We start from the raw sequence: 15,830 nt of genomic DNA on the forward strand, positions 1-15,830 counted from the left end.
ATTATCGGCATCGTGTTGCTGATTGGTATCGTGAAAAAGAACGCCATCATGATGATCGACTTCGCGCTCGAAGCCGAACGCGAGCAAGGCAAGAGTCCACGTGATGCGATCTACCAGGCGTGTTTGCTGCGCTTCAGGCCGATCCTGATGACCACCATGGCCGCACTTCTCGGCGCATTGCCGCTGATGCTTGGCTGGGGCGCGGGCTCCGAATTGCGGCGGCCGCTCGGCATCGCGATTGTTGGCGGGTTGATCGTGTCGCAAGCGCTGACGCTGTTCACCACGCCGGTGATCTATCTCGGCTTCGATTCGCTCGCCCGTCGCGCGCGGGCGCGTTTCTACCGGAACGCGCCGCCCCGTCCGGCGAGCCCGGCAAGCGATACGGAGTAAGCGCATGAACCTGTCGGAACCGTTCATCGCGCGCCCGGTCGCTACTACGCTGCTGGCTATCGGCATTGCGCTCGCAGGCCTGTTCGCGTTCACCAAGCTGCCGGTCGCGCCGTTGCCGCAAGTCGACTTCCCGACCATTTCGGTCCAGGCAAGCTTGCCCGGCGCGAGTCCTGAAACCGTCGCGACCAGCGTGGCGAGTCCGCTGGAGCGCCATCTGGGCTCGATAGCCGACGTCACCGAAATGACGTCGCAAAGCTCGGTCGGTTCGGCACGGATCACATTGCAGTTTGGTTTGAATCGCGACATCGATGGCGCCGCGCGCGACGTACAGGCCGCCATCAACGCGTCGCGTGCCGATCTTCCCACGGCGCTCAAAAGCAATCCGACGTACCACAAGGTCAACCCCGCCGACGCGCCGATCCTGATTCTCGCGCTCTCCTCCCCCACACGTACGGCCGGCTCGCTCTACGATTCCGCCGCGACCGTGCTGCAGCAAACGCTCTCCACCGTGCCCGGGGTCGGCGAAGTGGACGTCAGCGGCTCGGCGAATCCGGCCGTGCGGGTGGAACTGGAACCGAACGCGCTCTTCCACTATGGCATTGGCCTGGAAGATGTCCGTGCGGCGCTGGCGTCGGCGAATGCGAATAGTCCGAAGGGCGCCATCGAATTCAACGGCACCCACTTCCAGCTTTATACGAACGATCAGGCGAGCAAGGCCGATCAGTATCGCGACCTGGTGGTGGCCTACCGGAATGGCGCGGCGGTGCATCTGCGCGACGTAGGTGAAGTGGTCGATTCGGTCGAGGACCTGCGCAACCTGGGCCTCATCAATAACAAGCGCGCCGTGCTCGTGATTCTTTACCGGCAGCCGGGCGCGAACATTATTGACACCATCGACCGTGTGAAAGCGATGGTGCCGCAACTCCAGGCCGCGCTCCCTGCCGATGTCGAGATCACGCCGACTTCCGATCGCTCGACCACGATCCGCGCGTCGCTGCACGATACGGAATTCACGCTGATTGTTGCGGTGGCGCTGGTCGTGATGGTCGTGTTCCTGTTCCTGCGCAACTGGCGCGCAACGCTGATTCCAAGCGTGGCCGTGCCGATCTCGATCATCGGCACTTTCGCCGCGATGTATCTGCTCGGCTTCTCGCTCGATAACCTCTCGCTGATGGCCTTGACCATTGCGACGGGGTTTGTGGTGGACGACGCCATTGTCGTGCTTGAAAACATCTCGCGGCATATAGAGAACGGCGTCCCGCGCATGAAAGCCGCCATTCTTGGTGCGCAGGAAGTGGGTTTCACGGTGCTGTCGATGAGTATCTCGCTGGTCGCCGTGTTTATTCCTATCCTGCTGATGGGTGGCATTGTCGGCCGGTTGTTCCGCGAATTCGCGTTGACGCTGTCTCTCGCGATTGCCGTTTCGCTGGTCGTCTCGCTGACCGTCACGCCCATGATGTGCGCGCGTTTGCTGCATGAACCGCATGAACAGAAGCCGCCCGGCCGGTTTTCTCGCTGGCTCGAACGCCAGTTCGTGCGGATGCAGGACGGGTACGCGCGCACGCTCGGCGTGGCGCTCGTGCACCCGAGGATCGTGTTGCTGGTGTTGCTTGCGACCATCGGGTTGAATGTGTATCTGTACATCATCGTGCCGAAAGGATTTTTCCCGCAGCAGGATACGGGGCGGCTCGTCGGCGGCATTCAGGCTGACCAGAGCACCTCTTTCCAGGCGATGAAAGGCAAGTTTTCCGAGATGATGCGGATCGTGCAAGCCGATCCGGCTGTGGAAAGCGTCGCCGGATTCACGGGTGGGCGGCAGACCAACTCAGGCTTCATGTTCATTTCGCTGAAGGCCAAGAGGGACCGCAAGGTAACGGCTGAACAGGTGATCCAGCGCCTGCGCGCACCGCTGTCCGACGTCGCGGGCGTACGGACCTTCCTGCAAGCAGTGCAGGACATTCGCGCGGGCGGACGGCAATCGAATGCGCAATATCAGTTCACGCTGCTGGCTGACTCCACCACCGATCTCTACACGTGGGGGCCGAAGCTCACCGACGCCCTGCTCACCCGCCCCGAACTCACCGATGTCAATTCCGACCAGCAGCAAGGCGGCCTGGAATCGTTCGTGACGATCGACCGGGCGACGTCCGCGCGCCTGGGTATTCAACCGGCGCAGATCGACAACACGCTCTACGACGCGTTCGGCCAGCGCCAGGTGTCCACCATCTACAACGAGTTGAGCCAGTACCACGTGATAATGGAAGTCGCGCCGAAATATTGGCAAGACCCGGAGATGCTCAAGCAGATCTATGTGAGCACGTCGGGTGGGACCGCGAGCGGGGCGGCATCAACGAATGCGACCACGACGACTTCCACTTCAACATCAACATCCACGAGTCCGGGCAGCAGCACGTCGTCCACTGACACGACCAGTTCGCTCGCGCTGGCGTCCATCCGCAATGCCGCGACGAATGCTATTGCCGCGAGCGGGAAGTCCAGTTCGTCGGCGGGCGCGGCGGTGTCGACGTCGAAGGAGACCATGATCCCGCTCTCGACCATTGCCAAGTTCGGGCCGGGCAACACGCCGTTGTCGGTGAATCACCAGAGCCAGTTCGTGGCGTCAACGATCTCGTTCAACCTGCCGCCGGGCAAGTCGCTCTCCGATGCCACCGCCGCCATCTACGAAACCATGGCGACCATTGGCGTGCCCAGCACGATTCACGGCAGTTTTGCGGGCACGGCGCAGCAATTCCAGGATTCGACCAAGGATCAGCCGATCCTGATCCTGGCCGCGCTGGCCGCGGTGTATATCGTGCTTGGGATTTTGTACGAGAGTTACATCCATCCGATCACAATTCTCTCTACCCTGCCGTCGGCGGGCATTGGTGCGTTGCTCGCGCTGCTGCTATTCCGAACGGAGTTCAGCATCATTGCGTTGATCGGGGTGATCTTGCTGATTGGCATTGTGAAGAAGAACGCGATCATGATGGTCGACTTCGCAATCCAGGCGCAGCGACATGGCGCTGCGACATCGCGCGAGGCGATTGAGCAGGCGTGTTTGCTTCGTTTCCGGCCGATCATGATGACAACCGCGGCAGCTTTGTTAGGTGCGTTGCCGTTGGCGTTCGGGACGGGCGAAGGATCGGAGATGCGCGCACCGCTGGGGATCGCGATTGTGGGCGGGTTGATCGTGAGTCAGTTGCTGACGCTTTATACAACACCGGTGGTTTATCTTTATATGGACCGGATCCGGATTTGGTCTGAGGAACGGCGGGCGCGCAGGGACCAGACAGGGCCGGCTCGAGTCATTGAGTGAGGTTTGGTTCACGAGGGGTGGCCGGCGCGGGTGGATTTAGCGCGGCCGATAGGTACTCGCCCCCGTGCATTAATCCCGAAAATCGCTTACCGTTTTAGCTCCTGCCCACAAAGAAGGAGCGAATCAGCAATGAAAGTCCTGCTCATCGGCGCGAACGGCCGGACCGGTCGCCACATTGCCCGGCAACTACGCGCTGCATCCCTCCCCTTCAAAGTCTTGCTGCGCAAATCCGCGCAGCGCGGTGAGTTCGCCGCGCTCGGCGCCGAGATCGTGCTCGGCGATCTGACACACGATTTCTCCCATACCTTCGACGACGTCACGCATGTCATCTACGCAGCAGGATCGGCGGAGAGTGAAGGCGTGAATGAGGAACGCGCAATCGATCGCGATGCTGTCCAACGTACCGCCGACTACGCGAAACGCCGCCGCACAAAACAACTCGTGGTCATCAGCGCGATCTCCGCCTACTGGCCGAAATCCAGCCCGCTTGCGCTGAAGCACTACTCGAAAATGAAGCGCGAAGCCGACGACTATGTCCAGGCAAGCGGCGTCCCGTACGTGATCTTGCGACCAGGACCGCTCTCCGACGACATCGGCCGTGACACGATCGCGCTCTCCACCCAACGCAGCGCGGATGCTGCACCCGTTTCACGCGAGGACGTTGCACGCGTCGCGGTGGCATGTATCAAACGCGATGTGCGCGGCGAGGTGATCGGGTTTGTCGGGGGTGACGAGCCAATAGACGATGTGCTCGACGCCGTTCAGACAGCCCCGATCAGCCGATAACCCACGCCGGTTTCAGTGACAATATGCTCCGGCTGCGCGGCATCGCGTTCAAGTTTCTGCCGCAGGTGCGCCATGTAAATGCGCAGGTAGTGGTGGCTTTCCACATGCGAAGGCCCCCACACTTCGCGAAGTAGCTGCCGATGTGTCAACACACGGCCGGCGTGCCGAACCAACGTGGAGAGCAGCCGGTATTCGATCGGCGTCAGGTGCACGAGCACGCCCGCCCGCGTGACCTGGCGCAGGCCGAGATCAATGGCGACATCGCCGAATTTCACCAACGGCGATTCGCTCGACGCCGCCTGATTGCGACGCCGTAAATGCGCGCGAATCCGCGCCATCAGTTCGGACACGCCAAACGGCTTCGTCAGGTAATCGTCGGCGCCGGCATCGAGAGCGGCGACCTTCTCCTCCTCCTGCGTACGCGCCGACAACACGATCACCGGCAACTCGGTCCAGCTTCGCAGTTCGCGGATCACATCGAGACCGTCGGTGTCGGGCAGACCGAGATCGACAATGACCAGATCCGGCTTGCGCGTGGCCGCCTCCACCAGCCCCTGCTTACCCGTTTCCGCCTCATGCACGGTAATGCCCTCGGCCTCGAGCGACGCGCGCACAAAGCGGCGGATCTGCTTTTCGTCCTCGATCAACACAACAGTGAGATTAGGTTCGCTCATGGGGCTTAATGGGGCTTAGGGTCCGACGGGGAAAGATCGACGAAGTCCTGTTCGGCTTCGTCGGAGAAACTGGGCACAGGGGGTGCCGCATCCACCGGCAAGGTGAACCAGAAACGTGCGCCCTGGACCTGCGGGTCCGGGAGACTTTCGTCCAGCCGGTTGTTCGCGCCGATTGTACCGCCGTGCGCCTGCACGATTGCGCGGCAAATAGAGAGCCCAAGCCCAATGCCCGGCTTCGCCGATTCCTTCTCGCCGCGCGTGAATTTCTCGAACACACGGTCTCCCATGTTCGCGGGCAGACCCGGGCCGTTGTCATCGATATAAACACGCACGAACGGCTTGCCATCCACGTCCAGGCTCTCCGCGCCAATCACGAGCTTCGAGCCCGGCGGCGTATATTTCGCAGCGTTCTCGAGCAGGTTCGAGAAGAGCCGTTCCATCAGCACGGCATCGAGTTGCAGGAACGGCAGGTCGGCGGGCAAACGTACCTCAACCGGGCGGCCGCTCAAAACGCGCCGACACGCCCGCAGCGCCGCGCCGACCGTTTCTTCAAGCAGCGACCACTGCCGGTTCAGCCGCAGACCGCCTGCCTGCAAGCGCGCCATGTCCAGCAGGTTCGTGACAATGCTGGTCATGCGCAGCGATTCATCATGGATCGCCGCGATCAATTCGGCATTGGCCGGCGAGCGGGTGTCACCTCGCGCTTCCGCCAGCATGGATGCAAAACCAACGATGGTCGTAAGCGGCGTGCGCAAATCGTGCGAGATGGCGGACAGCAGCGAATTGCGCAAGCGTTCGGACTCCATGCTCACTAACGCGTCGCGTGCAATTTCCACGTAATGCACCCGTTCGAGCGCCAGCGCGATCTGCGCGGCGAAGGCATCGAGCATGCGCTTTTGCTCGGGGACCTCGAGCTCGCCAGCGTTGCGCGTGACGACCGCGAGCACGCCGCGCGTGCGCATCGGCGCCTTGAGCGGCAGATAAAGCGCGGCCGCGGCAGGCAGCGTGTCCGTGCCATGACCGGCCGGCTTCTGATGGTCGTAGACCCATTGACCGACATCGATATCCAGCGCGCTTGCATCAAGCAGCAGCGCAGCAGCGGACGTATCCGATGGATCGAGCTTCTGGCGGACTTTGTCGCTGGAATCGGGCAGCAGCATCGCGACTTTGGCGCGGAACACTTCGCTCACGTGCCGCATTCCGATACCCACGATCTGCTCGACGCCAAGCGCGGCACCGAGTTCGCCAGCCATTGCATACATCGCGCCCGTACGCCGCTCGCGCTTTGACGCAACGCGCGCCTCGCGCCGCAAGCTCGATGTGAGGTGGCTGATCACCAGCGACGTCAGCAGCATGCCGGCGAAGGTCAGCAGGTATTGGGTATCGGAGACGGACAGCGACATGTGCGGCGGCACGAAGAAGAAGTCGAAGGCCGCGACGCTCAGGAACGACAGCAGTACGCCCGGACCACGGCCAATACGCGCCGCCGCGTAAATCACGCCGATCAGATAAAACATCACGAGGTTCGTGAGATCGAAATGATTGCGGATCTGGCTCGCGAGCAGCGTGATGACCGCGCAGATCGCAATGGCGTACGCGTAGCCGCGCGGCGCCGAGCGCTGCTCGCTCGCGGCGCTCAACGCGTCGTGCCAGTCGGGCGCGATCCCCGCTTCTTCCGGCGGCGCTCCGCTCTGGCCACCCGAGCCGCTTGCCTCGCTCAGGTCGCTCTCCCGTGCTCGAATCAGCGTGAGATCGAGATCGCCCGCGTGTTCCGCCAGCCGCTCGCCGAACGACCGTTTCAGCCATCGTGCGAAACCGCGACGTGTCGATGCACCCGCTACCAGCTTCGACGCATTCCGCGCCTGCGCATAGCCGATCAACGTCGCGACTGCATCGTCACCAGCCAGCGTTACTGTCTCGGCGCCCAGTTCGGCGGCGAGCTTGAGCGCGGCGAGCGTCCGCTCGCGACGGGCATCGGGGAGCTTTTGCAGTCGTGGGGTTTCAACATACACCGCAATCCAGTCCGAGCGCAGGCTTGCCGCGAGCCTTGCCGCCGCGCGCGAGAGCGTAGGGGCTTCCGGTCCCGGCCCGATGCACACCACCAGCCGGTCGCGCGCCTGCCAGATCCTCTCGATAGAACGATCCGCGCGGTATTCGCGCATCTGGGCATCGACACGATCCGCCGTGCGCCGCAGCGCCAGTTCGCGCAGCGCGATCAGGTTGCCCTTGCGAAAAAAATTGCGGACCGCGTGTTCCGCCTGCTGCGGCATATACACCTTGCCGTGCCGCAGCCGTTCAAGCAGTTCCTCGGGTGGGAGATCGACCAGCGTGACCTCATCGGCCTGATCCAGCACGCGATCGGGAACCGTCTCGAACACGCGGACCTGCGTGATCTGGCCCACGATGTCGTTCAGGCTCTCCAGATGCTGGACATTGACCGTGGTGTAGACGTCAATACCCGCGTCCAGCAGTTCATGCACGTCTTGCCAGCGTTTTAGATGACGTGCGCCGGGGACGTTGGAGTGAGCGAGTTCATCGACGAGGAGAAGCTGCGGGTGGCGCTGAAGTGCGGAGTCGAGATCGAACTCCTGGAGCGCATGGCCGCGATACAGCATGTTCGCCAGCGGCAGTTGTTCGAGGTCTTCCAGTAACGCGGCCGTTTCACTTCTGCCATGCGTTTCCACTATGCCGATGACTACGTCGTCGCCCTGTTGCTTCCTGCTCCGGGCCGCCAGCAGCATGGCGTAGGTCTTGCCCACTCCAGCGGATGCGCCAAAGAATATCTTCAGCCGTCCGCGATGACGCTTCTCTTCCTCTCTTTGCAGTTTGCCGAGCAGCTCGTCTGGGTTTGGGCGGTTCATTTTTTAGCTTTGCGGAGCAATCGCATCCGAGGCGAGGTTCGGTTTCTGTGTTTCAACATCAATATACTGACACGCGGCTTTCCCAGTAGGACGAGCTAGGCATTTTCCCTAAGTATTGAACGATGGCCCGAACATTAAGCGCGCCGACATAAAAGGCGGATCAAAGATCGGGACACGGACGTAAAGAATGTATAAACGATGCGGCGGAAGACCTTCGCAGCGAGGCCTTGTTGCGGTGGTCTTGCATCAGGTATTTAAGGGAAATTTGAGTGAATTTGAATGAATTTCAGTAACGCGAAGCGCAAGGCGGTCCCGTCTGATGCGTCCCCCGCTAAATACGCTTATTCGCCTTCATTCGCCGTCACTCGCCCCGCCCGCAATGGACGGGGCAGCATGAAAGAACGCCGCAGCCGCCCCGCTTCACGCTCTTGTCAAGGCAGGAAGATTGTCGATCCCGTGGTTCGGCGCGCCTCCAGATCCTCGTGCGCCTTTGCCGCTTCGGCCAGCGGATACCGCTGCCGCACGCTGGTCTTAACCTGGCCTGTACTCAACACATTGAACAGTTCACCCGTCATCTCCTCTAGATCGCTGCGTTTGGCGATATAGCTGAACAACGTGGGCCGCGTGAAATACAGCGAACCGCGTCCGGCGAACTCGGACGAATCGATGGGCGGCAACGGCCCCGACGTATTGCCGAAACTCACGAACAGTCCCAACGGCGCAAGGCAGTCGAGCGACGCCGTGTACGTCTCCTTGCCGATCGAATCGTAGACCACTGGCACGCCCGCGCCGTTCGTGATCTCGCGCACCCGCTTCGTGAAGTCCTCGCGGGTATAGACAATAGGATGATCGCAGCCGTGCGCCTTCGCGAGTTCGGCCTTCTCGTCCGAACCAACCGTACCGATCACCGTCGCGCCGAGCGCCTTCGCCCACTGGCACGCGAGCATGCCTACGCCACCCGCCGCCGCGTGGATCAGGATGGTGTCGCCGGCTTTCACGCGATACGTCCGTCGCAACAAATATTGCGCAGTCAGGCCCTGCAGCATCACCGACGCCGCGTCTTCGTACGCTATGGCATCGGGAAGGCGCACGACATACTGAGCCGACATGACGCGTTCCTGCGAATAAGCGCCTGGCGGCCGCGACGCGTACGCCACCCGGTCGCCCACCTTGAAACCTGCCACACCTTCGCCGACCGCAGTGACCTCGCCTGCCGCTTCCATGCCGAGTCCAGCGGGTAGCGGAATGGGATATAGACCGGTACGAAAGTACACGTCGATGAAGTTCAAGCCGACCGCATGATGTTTCACGCGAATCTCGCCCTTGCCCGGCTCGCCCACTTCGACGTCGACCCATTTCATCACTTCCGGGCCACCGGTTTTATCGAATCGAATTGCCTTTGTCACCCTTGTCTCCTTTTGCCGGCGTCAGCCGGCCGCTATGTAGCACGGCCTAAACCCGATCCAGGCGTAGCTTCAGATCATCGAGAATCATGCGTGCTGTCGCGAGATTCGTCGCGCACGCCACGTTGTGGACGTCGCACGCGCGCACCAGCGCATTGATATCCGGCTCGTGCGGTTGCGGCGTCATGGGGTCGCGCAGGAAAACCACGACATCGACCCGTCCCTCGGCGAGTTCGGCGCCAATCTGCAGATCGCCGCCGAACGGGCCGGAGAGCTTGCGCTCGACCTCCAGGCCATGGGCCGCCGCAATCCGCGCACCGGTCGTGCCGGTTGCCACCAACCGGCACTGGGCCAGCGTGGCCGCGAATTCGCCGGCCAGCGCCACGATGTCATCTTTCTTCATGTCGTGCGCGATCAGCGCGACGCGTGGGGTCATCGAATGCCTCCCGGTTATGATGAATTGTGATGTTTCAGGGGATTCGACGATCAATATGTGCCCGGATAAGCACCGCCGTCGATCAGCAGGTTTTGCCCCGTGATATAGCCGGCGTGGACGCTGCACAAATACGCGCACGCCTTCCCGAACTCCTCCGACGTACCGAAGCGGCCCGCCGGCAGCCGGCTCATGCGGCGCTTCTTGGCCTCTTCCACTGAGATGTTGTTCGCTTTCGCGTCCGCCTCGAAGGTGGTGACGAGCCGGTCGGTATCGAAAGAGCCCGGCAGCAGGTTGTTGATGGTGACACCGGTCGCCGCGACCTTGCGCGACAGACCCGCGACAAAACCCGTCAACCCTGAACGCGCACCGTTCGACAGGCCCAGCACGTCGATAGGCGCCTTCACCGACGAGCTCGTGATATTCACGACACGTCCAAAGCCACGCTCGATCATGCCGTCGAGCGTCTTCTTGATAAGTTCGATCGGCGTCAGCATGTTCGAATCAAGCGCCTTGATCCAGTCGTCGCGTGAGAATTGCCGGAAGTCCCCCGGCGGCGGTCCGCCGGCATTGTTCACGAGAATGTCCGGCGCAGGACACGCGGCCAGCGCCGCGGCGTGACCTTCTGCCGTGGTGATGTCGCACGCTACAGCCGTCACAGTCACGCCAAAGCTTGCACGAAGATGCTCAGCCGTGGCTTCGAGCGGACCGGGCGTACGCGCCAAGATCACTAAGTTGACACCCTCGGCCGCCAGCGCCTCGGCGCAACCGCGTCCCAAGCCCTTGCTGGCCGCGCACACGAGCGCCGTGCGCCCCTTGATTCCCATGTCCATTTGCTCTCCCTTTCTGGTTGCCCGAGTTGAAACCGCTGGAAACGGTTGCAACCGGGGTAATGAAGTCTGGTGCCGAATCCTCTTTCGCCGCCCGTTCAAGCAGACCGCGTGATGCAATTCTAGAAGAATGAGGGATCGGACGTCGGGCGCGCAATAGACCGGACGACCTATCGCCCGCAATCTCCGCTTTAGGCGCGCCTAATTTGGGTAAACTGGCGTCATTGCTTGAGCACAGCCATGCAAGACCTGCGCGGCTTCAGAACCGAACGATTCACCCGATTCACCCGAATCCACACTTAATGCCGCGGCAACCGCGCGAATTCCATGAAACAGGACAGCCGCTTTCCCAATCTCTTCATCCTCAGTCACCCGCTGATTCAGCACAAGCTGACACACATGCGGGACAAGGACACGTCCACGCGGACGTTTCGCGAGTTGCTGCGCGAGATCACGCTGCTGATGGGTTATGAAATCACGCGCAATCTGCCGCTGACCACGAAGCGTGTCGAAACCCCGCTGGTCACCATCGACTCACCGGTGATTGCCGGCAAAAAGCTGGCGATCGTGCCGGTGCTGCGGGCCGGTATCGGCATGTCGGACGGGTTGCTCGACCTGATTCCGTCGGCGCGAGTCGGCCATATCGGCGTGTATCGCGCGGAGGATCACCGGCCGGTCGAGTATCTCGTGCGCCTGCCGCCCGACTTGGAAGAGCGCGTGTTCATCCTGTGCGATCCAATGCTCGCAACCGGCTATTCGGCGGTTCATGCCGTGGACGTCATGAAACGGCGCAAGGTGCTGGGTGAAAACATCATCTTTGTTGCGCTCGTTGCGGCGCCAGAAGGCGTGAAGGTTTTCTCGGATGCCCACCCGGACGTGAAGCTGTATGTGGCCTCGCTCGACTCGCATTTGAACGAGCACGCGTATATCGTGCCGGGCCTGGGCGACGCCGGCGACCGGCTCTTTGGTACGAAGAACTAGCGCAAGAACCAGAGCAAAACCAAGCTCCAACGCGGGAAAATGCAAGCATGTGCACGCCCCTGAAGCAAGGCCAACGCCTGCTGAAGCAGCGCGCCATGATAAAATTCGGCTCCGCCAAATAAGTGGCCGCGCTTGGCTGGCTGACGGGATCAAATGACGGGATGCGCTGGCGTCATTCGGCGGCCGCAGGTTGCCGGCGGGGGTGTTGATTCGCGGAAATCGTGGGTTTGCAGATTTTCAACAACCGGACCGGCCCCGCAGAACCGTAAAAACAGGGTGCGCGCGTGGCCACCTGAGCCCTGCATCATGCAGCGCGAACATAAAATGCCGGCCGGCGAGAAGCTCCTTTTCGGGATAGGGCGGCATCATTGACACACAGGCGTGCGAGAGAAAGCTCGCGCGCGATGGAGAAAGGTATGGCGGGTCATTCAAAATGGGCCAACATCAAGCATAAGAAAGCGGCGACCGATGCCAAGCGCGGCAAGGTCTGGACGCGTCTTATCAAGGAAATTCAGGTCGCAGCACGCATGGGCGGCGGAGAAATGGACACGAATCCGCGACTGCGGCTCTCCGTCGAAAAGGCTTACGACGCCAACATGCCCAAAGACAACATCAACCGCGCGATCCAGCGCGGCGTGGGTGGGGTCGACGGCGCGACGTATGAAGAAATTCGCTACGAAGGCTACGGTATCGGCGGCGCGGCGATCATTGTGGACACCATGACGGACAACCGTACCCGGACCGTTGCGGAAGTCCGCCACGCGTTCTCGAAGTTCGGCGGCAACATGGGCACGGACGGCTCGGTAGCGTTCATGTTCGATCACGTCGGCCAGTTCCTGTTTGCTCCTGGCACGTCCGAAGACAAGCTGATGGAAGCGGCGCTCGAGGCGGGCGCGGATGACGTGGTAACGAATGACGACGGCAGCATGGAAGTGGTTTGCCCGGCCAACGACTTCCAGAAAGTGAAAGACGCATTGGAAGCCGCAGGTTTCAAGGCTGAAGTGGCGGAAGTCATCATGAAGCCGCAGACGGAAGTCGAGTTCACCGGCGAGGAAGCGGCGAAAATGCAGAAATTGCTCGACGCGCTGGAAAATCTGGACGATGTGCAAGAGGTGTATACCAACGCGGCCATCGATCAGGAATGATTGCCGGGTAAATGAGTCGGTGAGTCGGCCGGGCTCCCAAGCCACGCCGCTCCGGCTTGCATGAACGCCCGTGCGACAAAGGTGTGCGTGGCGGGACGCCGGATGCGCCCTTGCCCGTTTCTGGCTCGATTGGTGCATGGGTAGCCGGTGTGTTTCAGTCGTTTGTTTGAACAGCGGCCCACGGCGCGAGTACAGACGAATATCGTGGTCGTGGGTGAATAAACTCACCTGCTGGCGCGTTTTATGAAAGGCAATCCGCCAGACCACGCGGGCGTGTCTCCGAAATACGGGCCTGAAATGCAGGCTGGATAGTGTTGTTGAAATGGGCCGAACCTGGCCGGAAGCTTTGTGTGACAGCCGGGAAGTCGAGTGACGCAGCCGCGTGATGGCGCGAACCACTTCCCAGCGTCAACGCACCCGCCGGGAATTCGGTAGACGACCGGCCAAGATCCGGCGCATGGCTAAAGCAGATATCCGCGGATCAGGCGCGGTGGCCCGGTTTAAATCGGCTCGAATTGGTACCAATCGATTCAAACCGGCCCGCCCTCCTGCCGCCATGAATTTCTTAAGATCTTCGAGGATTTAAATGAAGTTACTCGTCGTCGGTTCCGGCGGTCGCGAACATGCGCTCGCTTGGAAGCTCGCGCAGTCGCCGCGCGTGCAGATGGTTTATGTCGCGCCGGGTAACGGCGGCACGGCTCAGGACGAACGTCTGCTCAATGTCGACATTACCGATCCTGCCGCACTCGCTGATTTCGCCGAGAAAGAGCAGATTGCGCTGACCGTGGTCGGCCCCGAAGGTCCGCTCGCGGCGGGTATCGTCAACCTGTTCCGCTCGCGTGGCCTGAAGATCTTCGGCCCGACCAAGGAAGCCGCGCAACTCGAAAGCTCGAAGGACTTCGCGAAGGCGTTCATGAAGCGCCACGCTATTCCGACAGCCGAATACGAAACGTTCACGGACATCGCCGCTGCCCACGCGTATCTGGATACGAAAGGCGCGCCCATCGTCATCAAGGCCGACGGACTGGCTGCCGGCAAGGGCGTGGTCGTGGCAACAACGCTTGAAGAAGCGCACGCGGCCGTCGATTCCATGCTCGCCGACAACAAACTGGGCGACGCCGGTGCGCGCGTGGTGATCGAGGAATTCCTGGACGGCGAGGAAGCGAGCTTTATCGTGATGGTGGACGGTAAGCACGTGCTGGCACTGGCGTCGAGCCAGGACCACAAGCGTCTGCTCGACGGCGACAAGGGCCCGAACACCGGCGGCATGGGCGCTTATTCGCCCGCGCCTATCGTCACGCCGCAATTGCACGCCCGAGTCATGCGCGAAATCATCCTGCCGACGGTGCGTGGCATGGAGCAGGAAGGCATCCGCTACACCGGTTTCCTGTATGCCGGCCTGATGATCGACGCGCACGGCAATCCGAAAACGCTCGAATTCAATTGCCGGATGGGTGACCCGGAAACGCAACCGATCATGGCTCGCCTGAAGGGCGATTTTTCGAAGGTAGTGGAACTGGCGATTGCCGGGACGCTGGCGACGGCGGAGATCGAATGGGACCGGCGCACGGCGCTGGGCGTCGTGCTGGCTGCGCACAATTATCCGGACACGCCGCGCAAGGGTGACCGGATCAATGGCATTCCTCCGGAGACGCCGGAAGCAGTGACGTTCCATGCCGGCACCACGCTGGAAAACGGCAAGCTCAGCACATCGGGCGGACGCGTACTGTGCGTCGTGGGTTTGTCGGACTCAGTACGTGGCGCGCAGTCCGTCGTCTACGATACGATCAATCAGATCGCGTTCGACGGCATGCAGTATCGGCGGGACATTGGTTATCGCGCACTGAATCGCAAAGCGGCAGACCGGCAGGGCTGAAGCGGAGCCGCTGGCAACGTGGCCGGCAAACGTCGCGAAAAAGTCGCCACGCACGCAACAACGCAGCAAATTAAGCAACGCACTGCCGGACCTTCGCGTCCGGCAGCGTGTTTTAAAAGGAACGCGCACGAGACCAGGCAACTTTGGACCGAACCAGGGTTTCCCCACTCCGTGCTGTTTTCCCGCAAGCCGTAAAACAGTCCACGATGACCGCTCCAACCTACGACGTACAAGCTGTCCGCACTTATTTGACCGGTTTGCAAGAGCAGATCGCGCAGACGCTTGGCGCGTTCGACGGCAACGAATTCCTCATCGATTCCTGGCAGCGTGGCCCGGAGGAACGGTTGCGCGGAGGCGGCAGCACACGCATTCTTGAAGGTGGTCAGTTTTTTGAACGCGGCGGCATTGGTTTCTCCGATGTAGCCGGTGACGCTTTGCCAGCCTCGGCGAGCGCCGCGCGTCCACAACTGGCCGGGCGTGGTTTTGAGGCCATGGGCGTGTCGCTTGTCATGCACCCGCGCAATCCGCACTGCCCGACCGTACACATGAACGTGCGCCTGCTGATCGCGACGAAAGCGGGTGAGCCTCCGTTATTCTGGTTTGGCGGCGGCATGGACCTCACGCCGTATTATGGCTACGAGGAAGACGCACGGCATTTTCACGGCGTCTGCCGGGACGCACTTACACCCTTCGGCACGGATCTGTACCCGCGTTTCAAGAAATGGTGCGACGAGTATTTTTATCTCAAGCATCGGAATGAATCACGTGGGATCGGCGGGATTTTCTTCGACGACGTCTCGGAACCCGGTTTCGACGAATCGTTCGCCATGGTGCGTAGTGTCGGCGACCGTTTCCTGGCCGCGTATCTGCCAATTATCGAACGCCGGCGCGACACGCCTTACGGCGAAGCGCAGCGTGAATTCCAGACGTACCGGCGCGGCCGTTACGTGGAGTTCAACCTCGTCTTCGACCGTGGCACGCTGTTTGGGCTGCAAAGCGGCGGTCGTACAGAATCCATCCTGATGTCGATGCCGCCGGCCGTCACGTGGCGCTACAACTGGAAACCAGAGCCGGGTACGCCCGAAGCTCGGCTTTACTCCGATTTCCTGGTGGCGCGAGAGTGGCTATAAAGAAC

12 protein-coding genes are annotated in these 15,830 nt (G+C 61.4%); 7 read left to right on the forward strand and 5 right to left on the reverse strand.

Features of this window, described 5'->3' with window-relative positions; translation table 11 throughout:
* From JWR14_RS23590 to JWR14_RS23600, 3 genes are all read left to right on the forward strand, one after another.
* Window positions 1-390: efflux RND transporter permease subunit (locus tag JWR14_RS23590; protein ID WP_299712787.1), on the forward strand; the 390-nt coding region annotated here is incomplete at its 5' end.
* Window positions 391-394: 4 nt separating this feature from the next.
* Window positions 395-3,706 (forward strand): efflux RND transporter permease subunit, encoded by a 3,312-nt coding sequence (locus JWR14_RS23595; protein ID WP_299712789.1) that lies wholly within the window; start codon window positions 395-397, stop codon window positions 3,704-3,706.
* A 129-nt stretch (window positions 3,707-3,835) separates the two neighbouring features.
* Window positions 3,836-4,492 carry an SDR family oxidoreductase gene (locus JWR14_RS23600; RefSeq protein WP_299712792.1) on the forward strand — a complete coding sequence of 219 codons (657 nt, stop codon included), beginning with the start codon at window positions 3,836-3,838 and terminating at the stop codon, window positions 4,490-4,492.
* On the opposite strand, the gene kdpE is transcribed toward JWR14_RS23600, so the two are convergent.
* The 5 genes from kdpE to JWR14_RS23625 form a co-directional block, all read right to left on the reverse strand.
* A complete protein-coding gene (gene kdpE, locus JWR14_RS23605) occupies window positions 4,468-5,166 on the reverse strand; it encodes a two-component system response regulator KdpE (RefSeq protein ID WP_299712794.1) in 699 nt (232 codons plus the stop codon). The two genes, JWR14_RS23600 and kdpE, sit on opposite strands and share 25 nt — an antisense overlap.
* A 5-nt stretch (window positions 5,167-5,171) precedes the next feature.
* Window positions 5,172-8,027, reverse strand: a complete 2,856-nt coding sequence (locus JWR14_RS23610) for a sensor histidine kinase KdpD (protein WP_299712797.1) — start codon at window positions 8,025-8,027, stop codon at window positions 5,172-5,174.
* 431 nt (window positions 8,028-8,458) lie between these two features.
* Window positions 8,459-9,433 (reverse strand): quinone oxidoreductase, encoded by a 975-nt coding sequence (locus tag JWR14_RS23615; protein WP_299712799.1) that lies wholly within the window; start codon window positions 9,431-9,433, stop codon window positions 8,459-8,461.
* Window positions 9,434-9,479: 46 nt separating this feature from the next.
* The gene (locus tag JWR14_RS23620) at window positions 9,480-9,866 is read right to left on the reverse strand and encodes a methylglyoxal synthase (protein ID WP_299712802.1); all 387 of its coding nucleotides are present in this window, start codon (window positions 9,864-9,866) and stop codon (window positions 9,480-9,482) included.
* A gap of 50 nt (window positions 9,867-9,916) precedes the next feature.
* Window positions 9,917-10,696: an SDR family oxidoreductase gene (locus tag JWR14_RS23625; RefSeq protein WP_299712804.1), complete on the reverse strand. Its 780-nt coding sequence runs from the start codon at window positions 10,694-10,696 to the stop codon at window positions 9,917-9,919.
* Between the two features lie 324 nt (window positions 10,697-11,020).
* Between JWR14_RS23625 and upp the strand changes: the two genes are divergently transcribed.
* The 4 genes from upp to hemF all read left to right on the forward strand — a co-directional run bounded on the left by upp (window position 11,021) and on the right by hemF (window position 15,825).
* On the forward strand, window positions 11,021-11,674 hold the full coding sequence (upp, locus tag JWR14_RS23630; protein ID WP_158936602.1) for a uracil phosphoribosyltransferase: 654 nt from the start codon (window positions 11,021-11,023) through the stop codon (window positions 11,672-11,674).
* 416 nt (window positions 11,675-12,090) lie between these two features.
* Window positions 12,091-12,819 (forward strand): YebC/PmpR family DNA-binding transcriptional regulator, encoded by a 729-nt coding sequence (locus JWR14_RS23635; RefSeq protein WP_299712814.1) that lies wholly within the window; start codon window positions 12,091-12,093, stop codon window positions 12,817-12,819.
* Window positions 12,820-13,405: 586 nt separating this feature from the next.
* Window positions 13,406-14,695 carry a phosphoribosylamine--glycine ligase gene (gene purD, locus JWR14_RS23640; RefSeq protein WP_299712817.1) on the forward strand — a complete coding sequence of 430 codons (1,290 nt, stop codon included), beginning with the start codon at window positions 13,406-13,408 and terminating at the stop codon, window positions 14,693-14,695.
* Between the two features lie 206 nt (window positions 14,696-14,901).
* A complete protein-coding gene (hemF, locus tag JWR14_RS23645) occupies window positions 14,902-15,825 on the forward strand; it encodes an oxygen-dependent coproporphyrinogen oxidase (protein WP_299712820.1) in 924 nt (307 codons plus the stop codon).
* The last annotated feature ends 5 nt before the right edge of the window (window positions 15,826-15,830 follow it).

Origin of the sequence: Caballeronia sp. (assembly GCF_028292365.1) — a bacterium.
Taxonomy (GTDB): domain Bacteria; phylum Pseudomonadota; class Gammaproteobacteria; order Burkholderiales; family Burkholderiaceae; genus Caballeronia.

Excerpts from the sequence above, each read along its gene's own strand:
- upp (WP_158936602.1), top strand. The coding sequence starts at position 11,021 with ATGAAACAGGACAGCCGCTTTCCCAATCTCTTCATCCTCAGTCACCCG.
- JWR14_RS23620 (WP_299712802.1), bottom strand. The coding sequence starts at position 9,866 with ATGACCCCACGCGTCGCGCTGATCGCGCACGACATGAAGAAAGATGAC.
- hemF (WP_299712820.1), top strand. The coding sequence starts at position 14,902 with ATGACCGCTCCAACCTACGACGTACAAGCTGTCCGCACTTATTTGACC.
- kdpE (WP_299712794.1), bottom strand. The coding sequence starts at position 5,166 with ATGAGCGAACCTAATCTCACTGTTGTGTTGATCGAGGACGAAAAGCAG.
- purD (WP_299712817.1), top strand. The coding sequence starts at position 13,406 with ATGAAGTTACTCGTCGTCGGTTCCGGCGGTCGCGAACATGCGCTCGCT.
- JWR14_RS23595 (WP_299712789.1), top strand. The coding sequence starts at position 395 with ATGAACCTGTCGGAACCGTTCATCGCGCGCCCGGTCGCTACTACGCTG.
- JWR14_RS23610 (WP_299712797.1), bottom strand. The coding sequence starts at position 8,027 with ATGAACCGCCCAAACCCAGACGAGCTGCTCGGCAAACTGCAAAGAGAG.
- JWR14_RS23600 (WP_299712792.1), top strand. The coding sequence starts at position 3,836 with ATGAAAGTCCTGCTCATCGGCGCGAACGGCCGGACCGGTCGCCACATT.
- JWR14_RS23635 (WP_299712814.1), top strand. The coding sequence starts at position 12,091 with ATGGCGGGTCATTCAAAATGGGCCAACATCAAGCATAAGAAAGCGGCG.
- JWR14_RS23625 (WP_299712804.1), bottom strand. The coding sequence starts at position 10,696 with ATGGACATGGGAATCAAGGGGCGCACGGCGCTCGTGTGCGCGGCCAGC.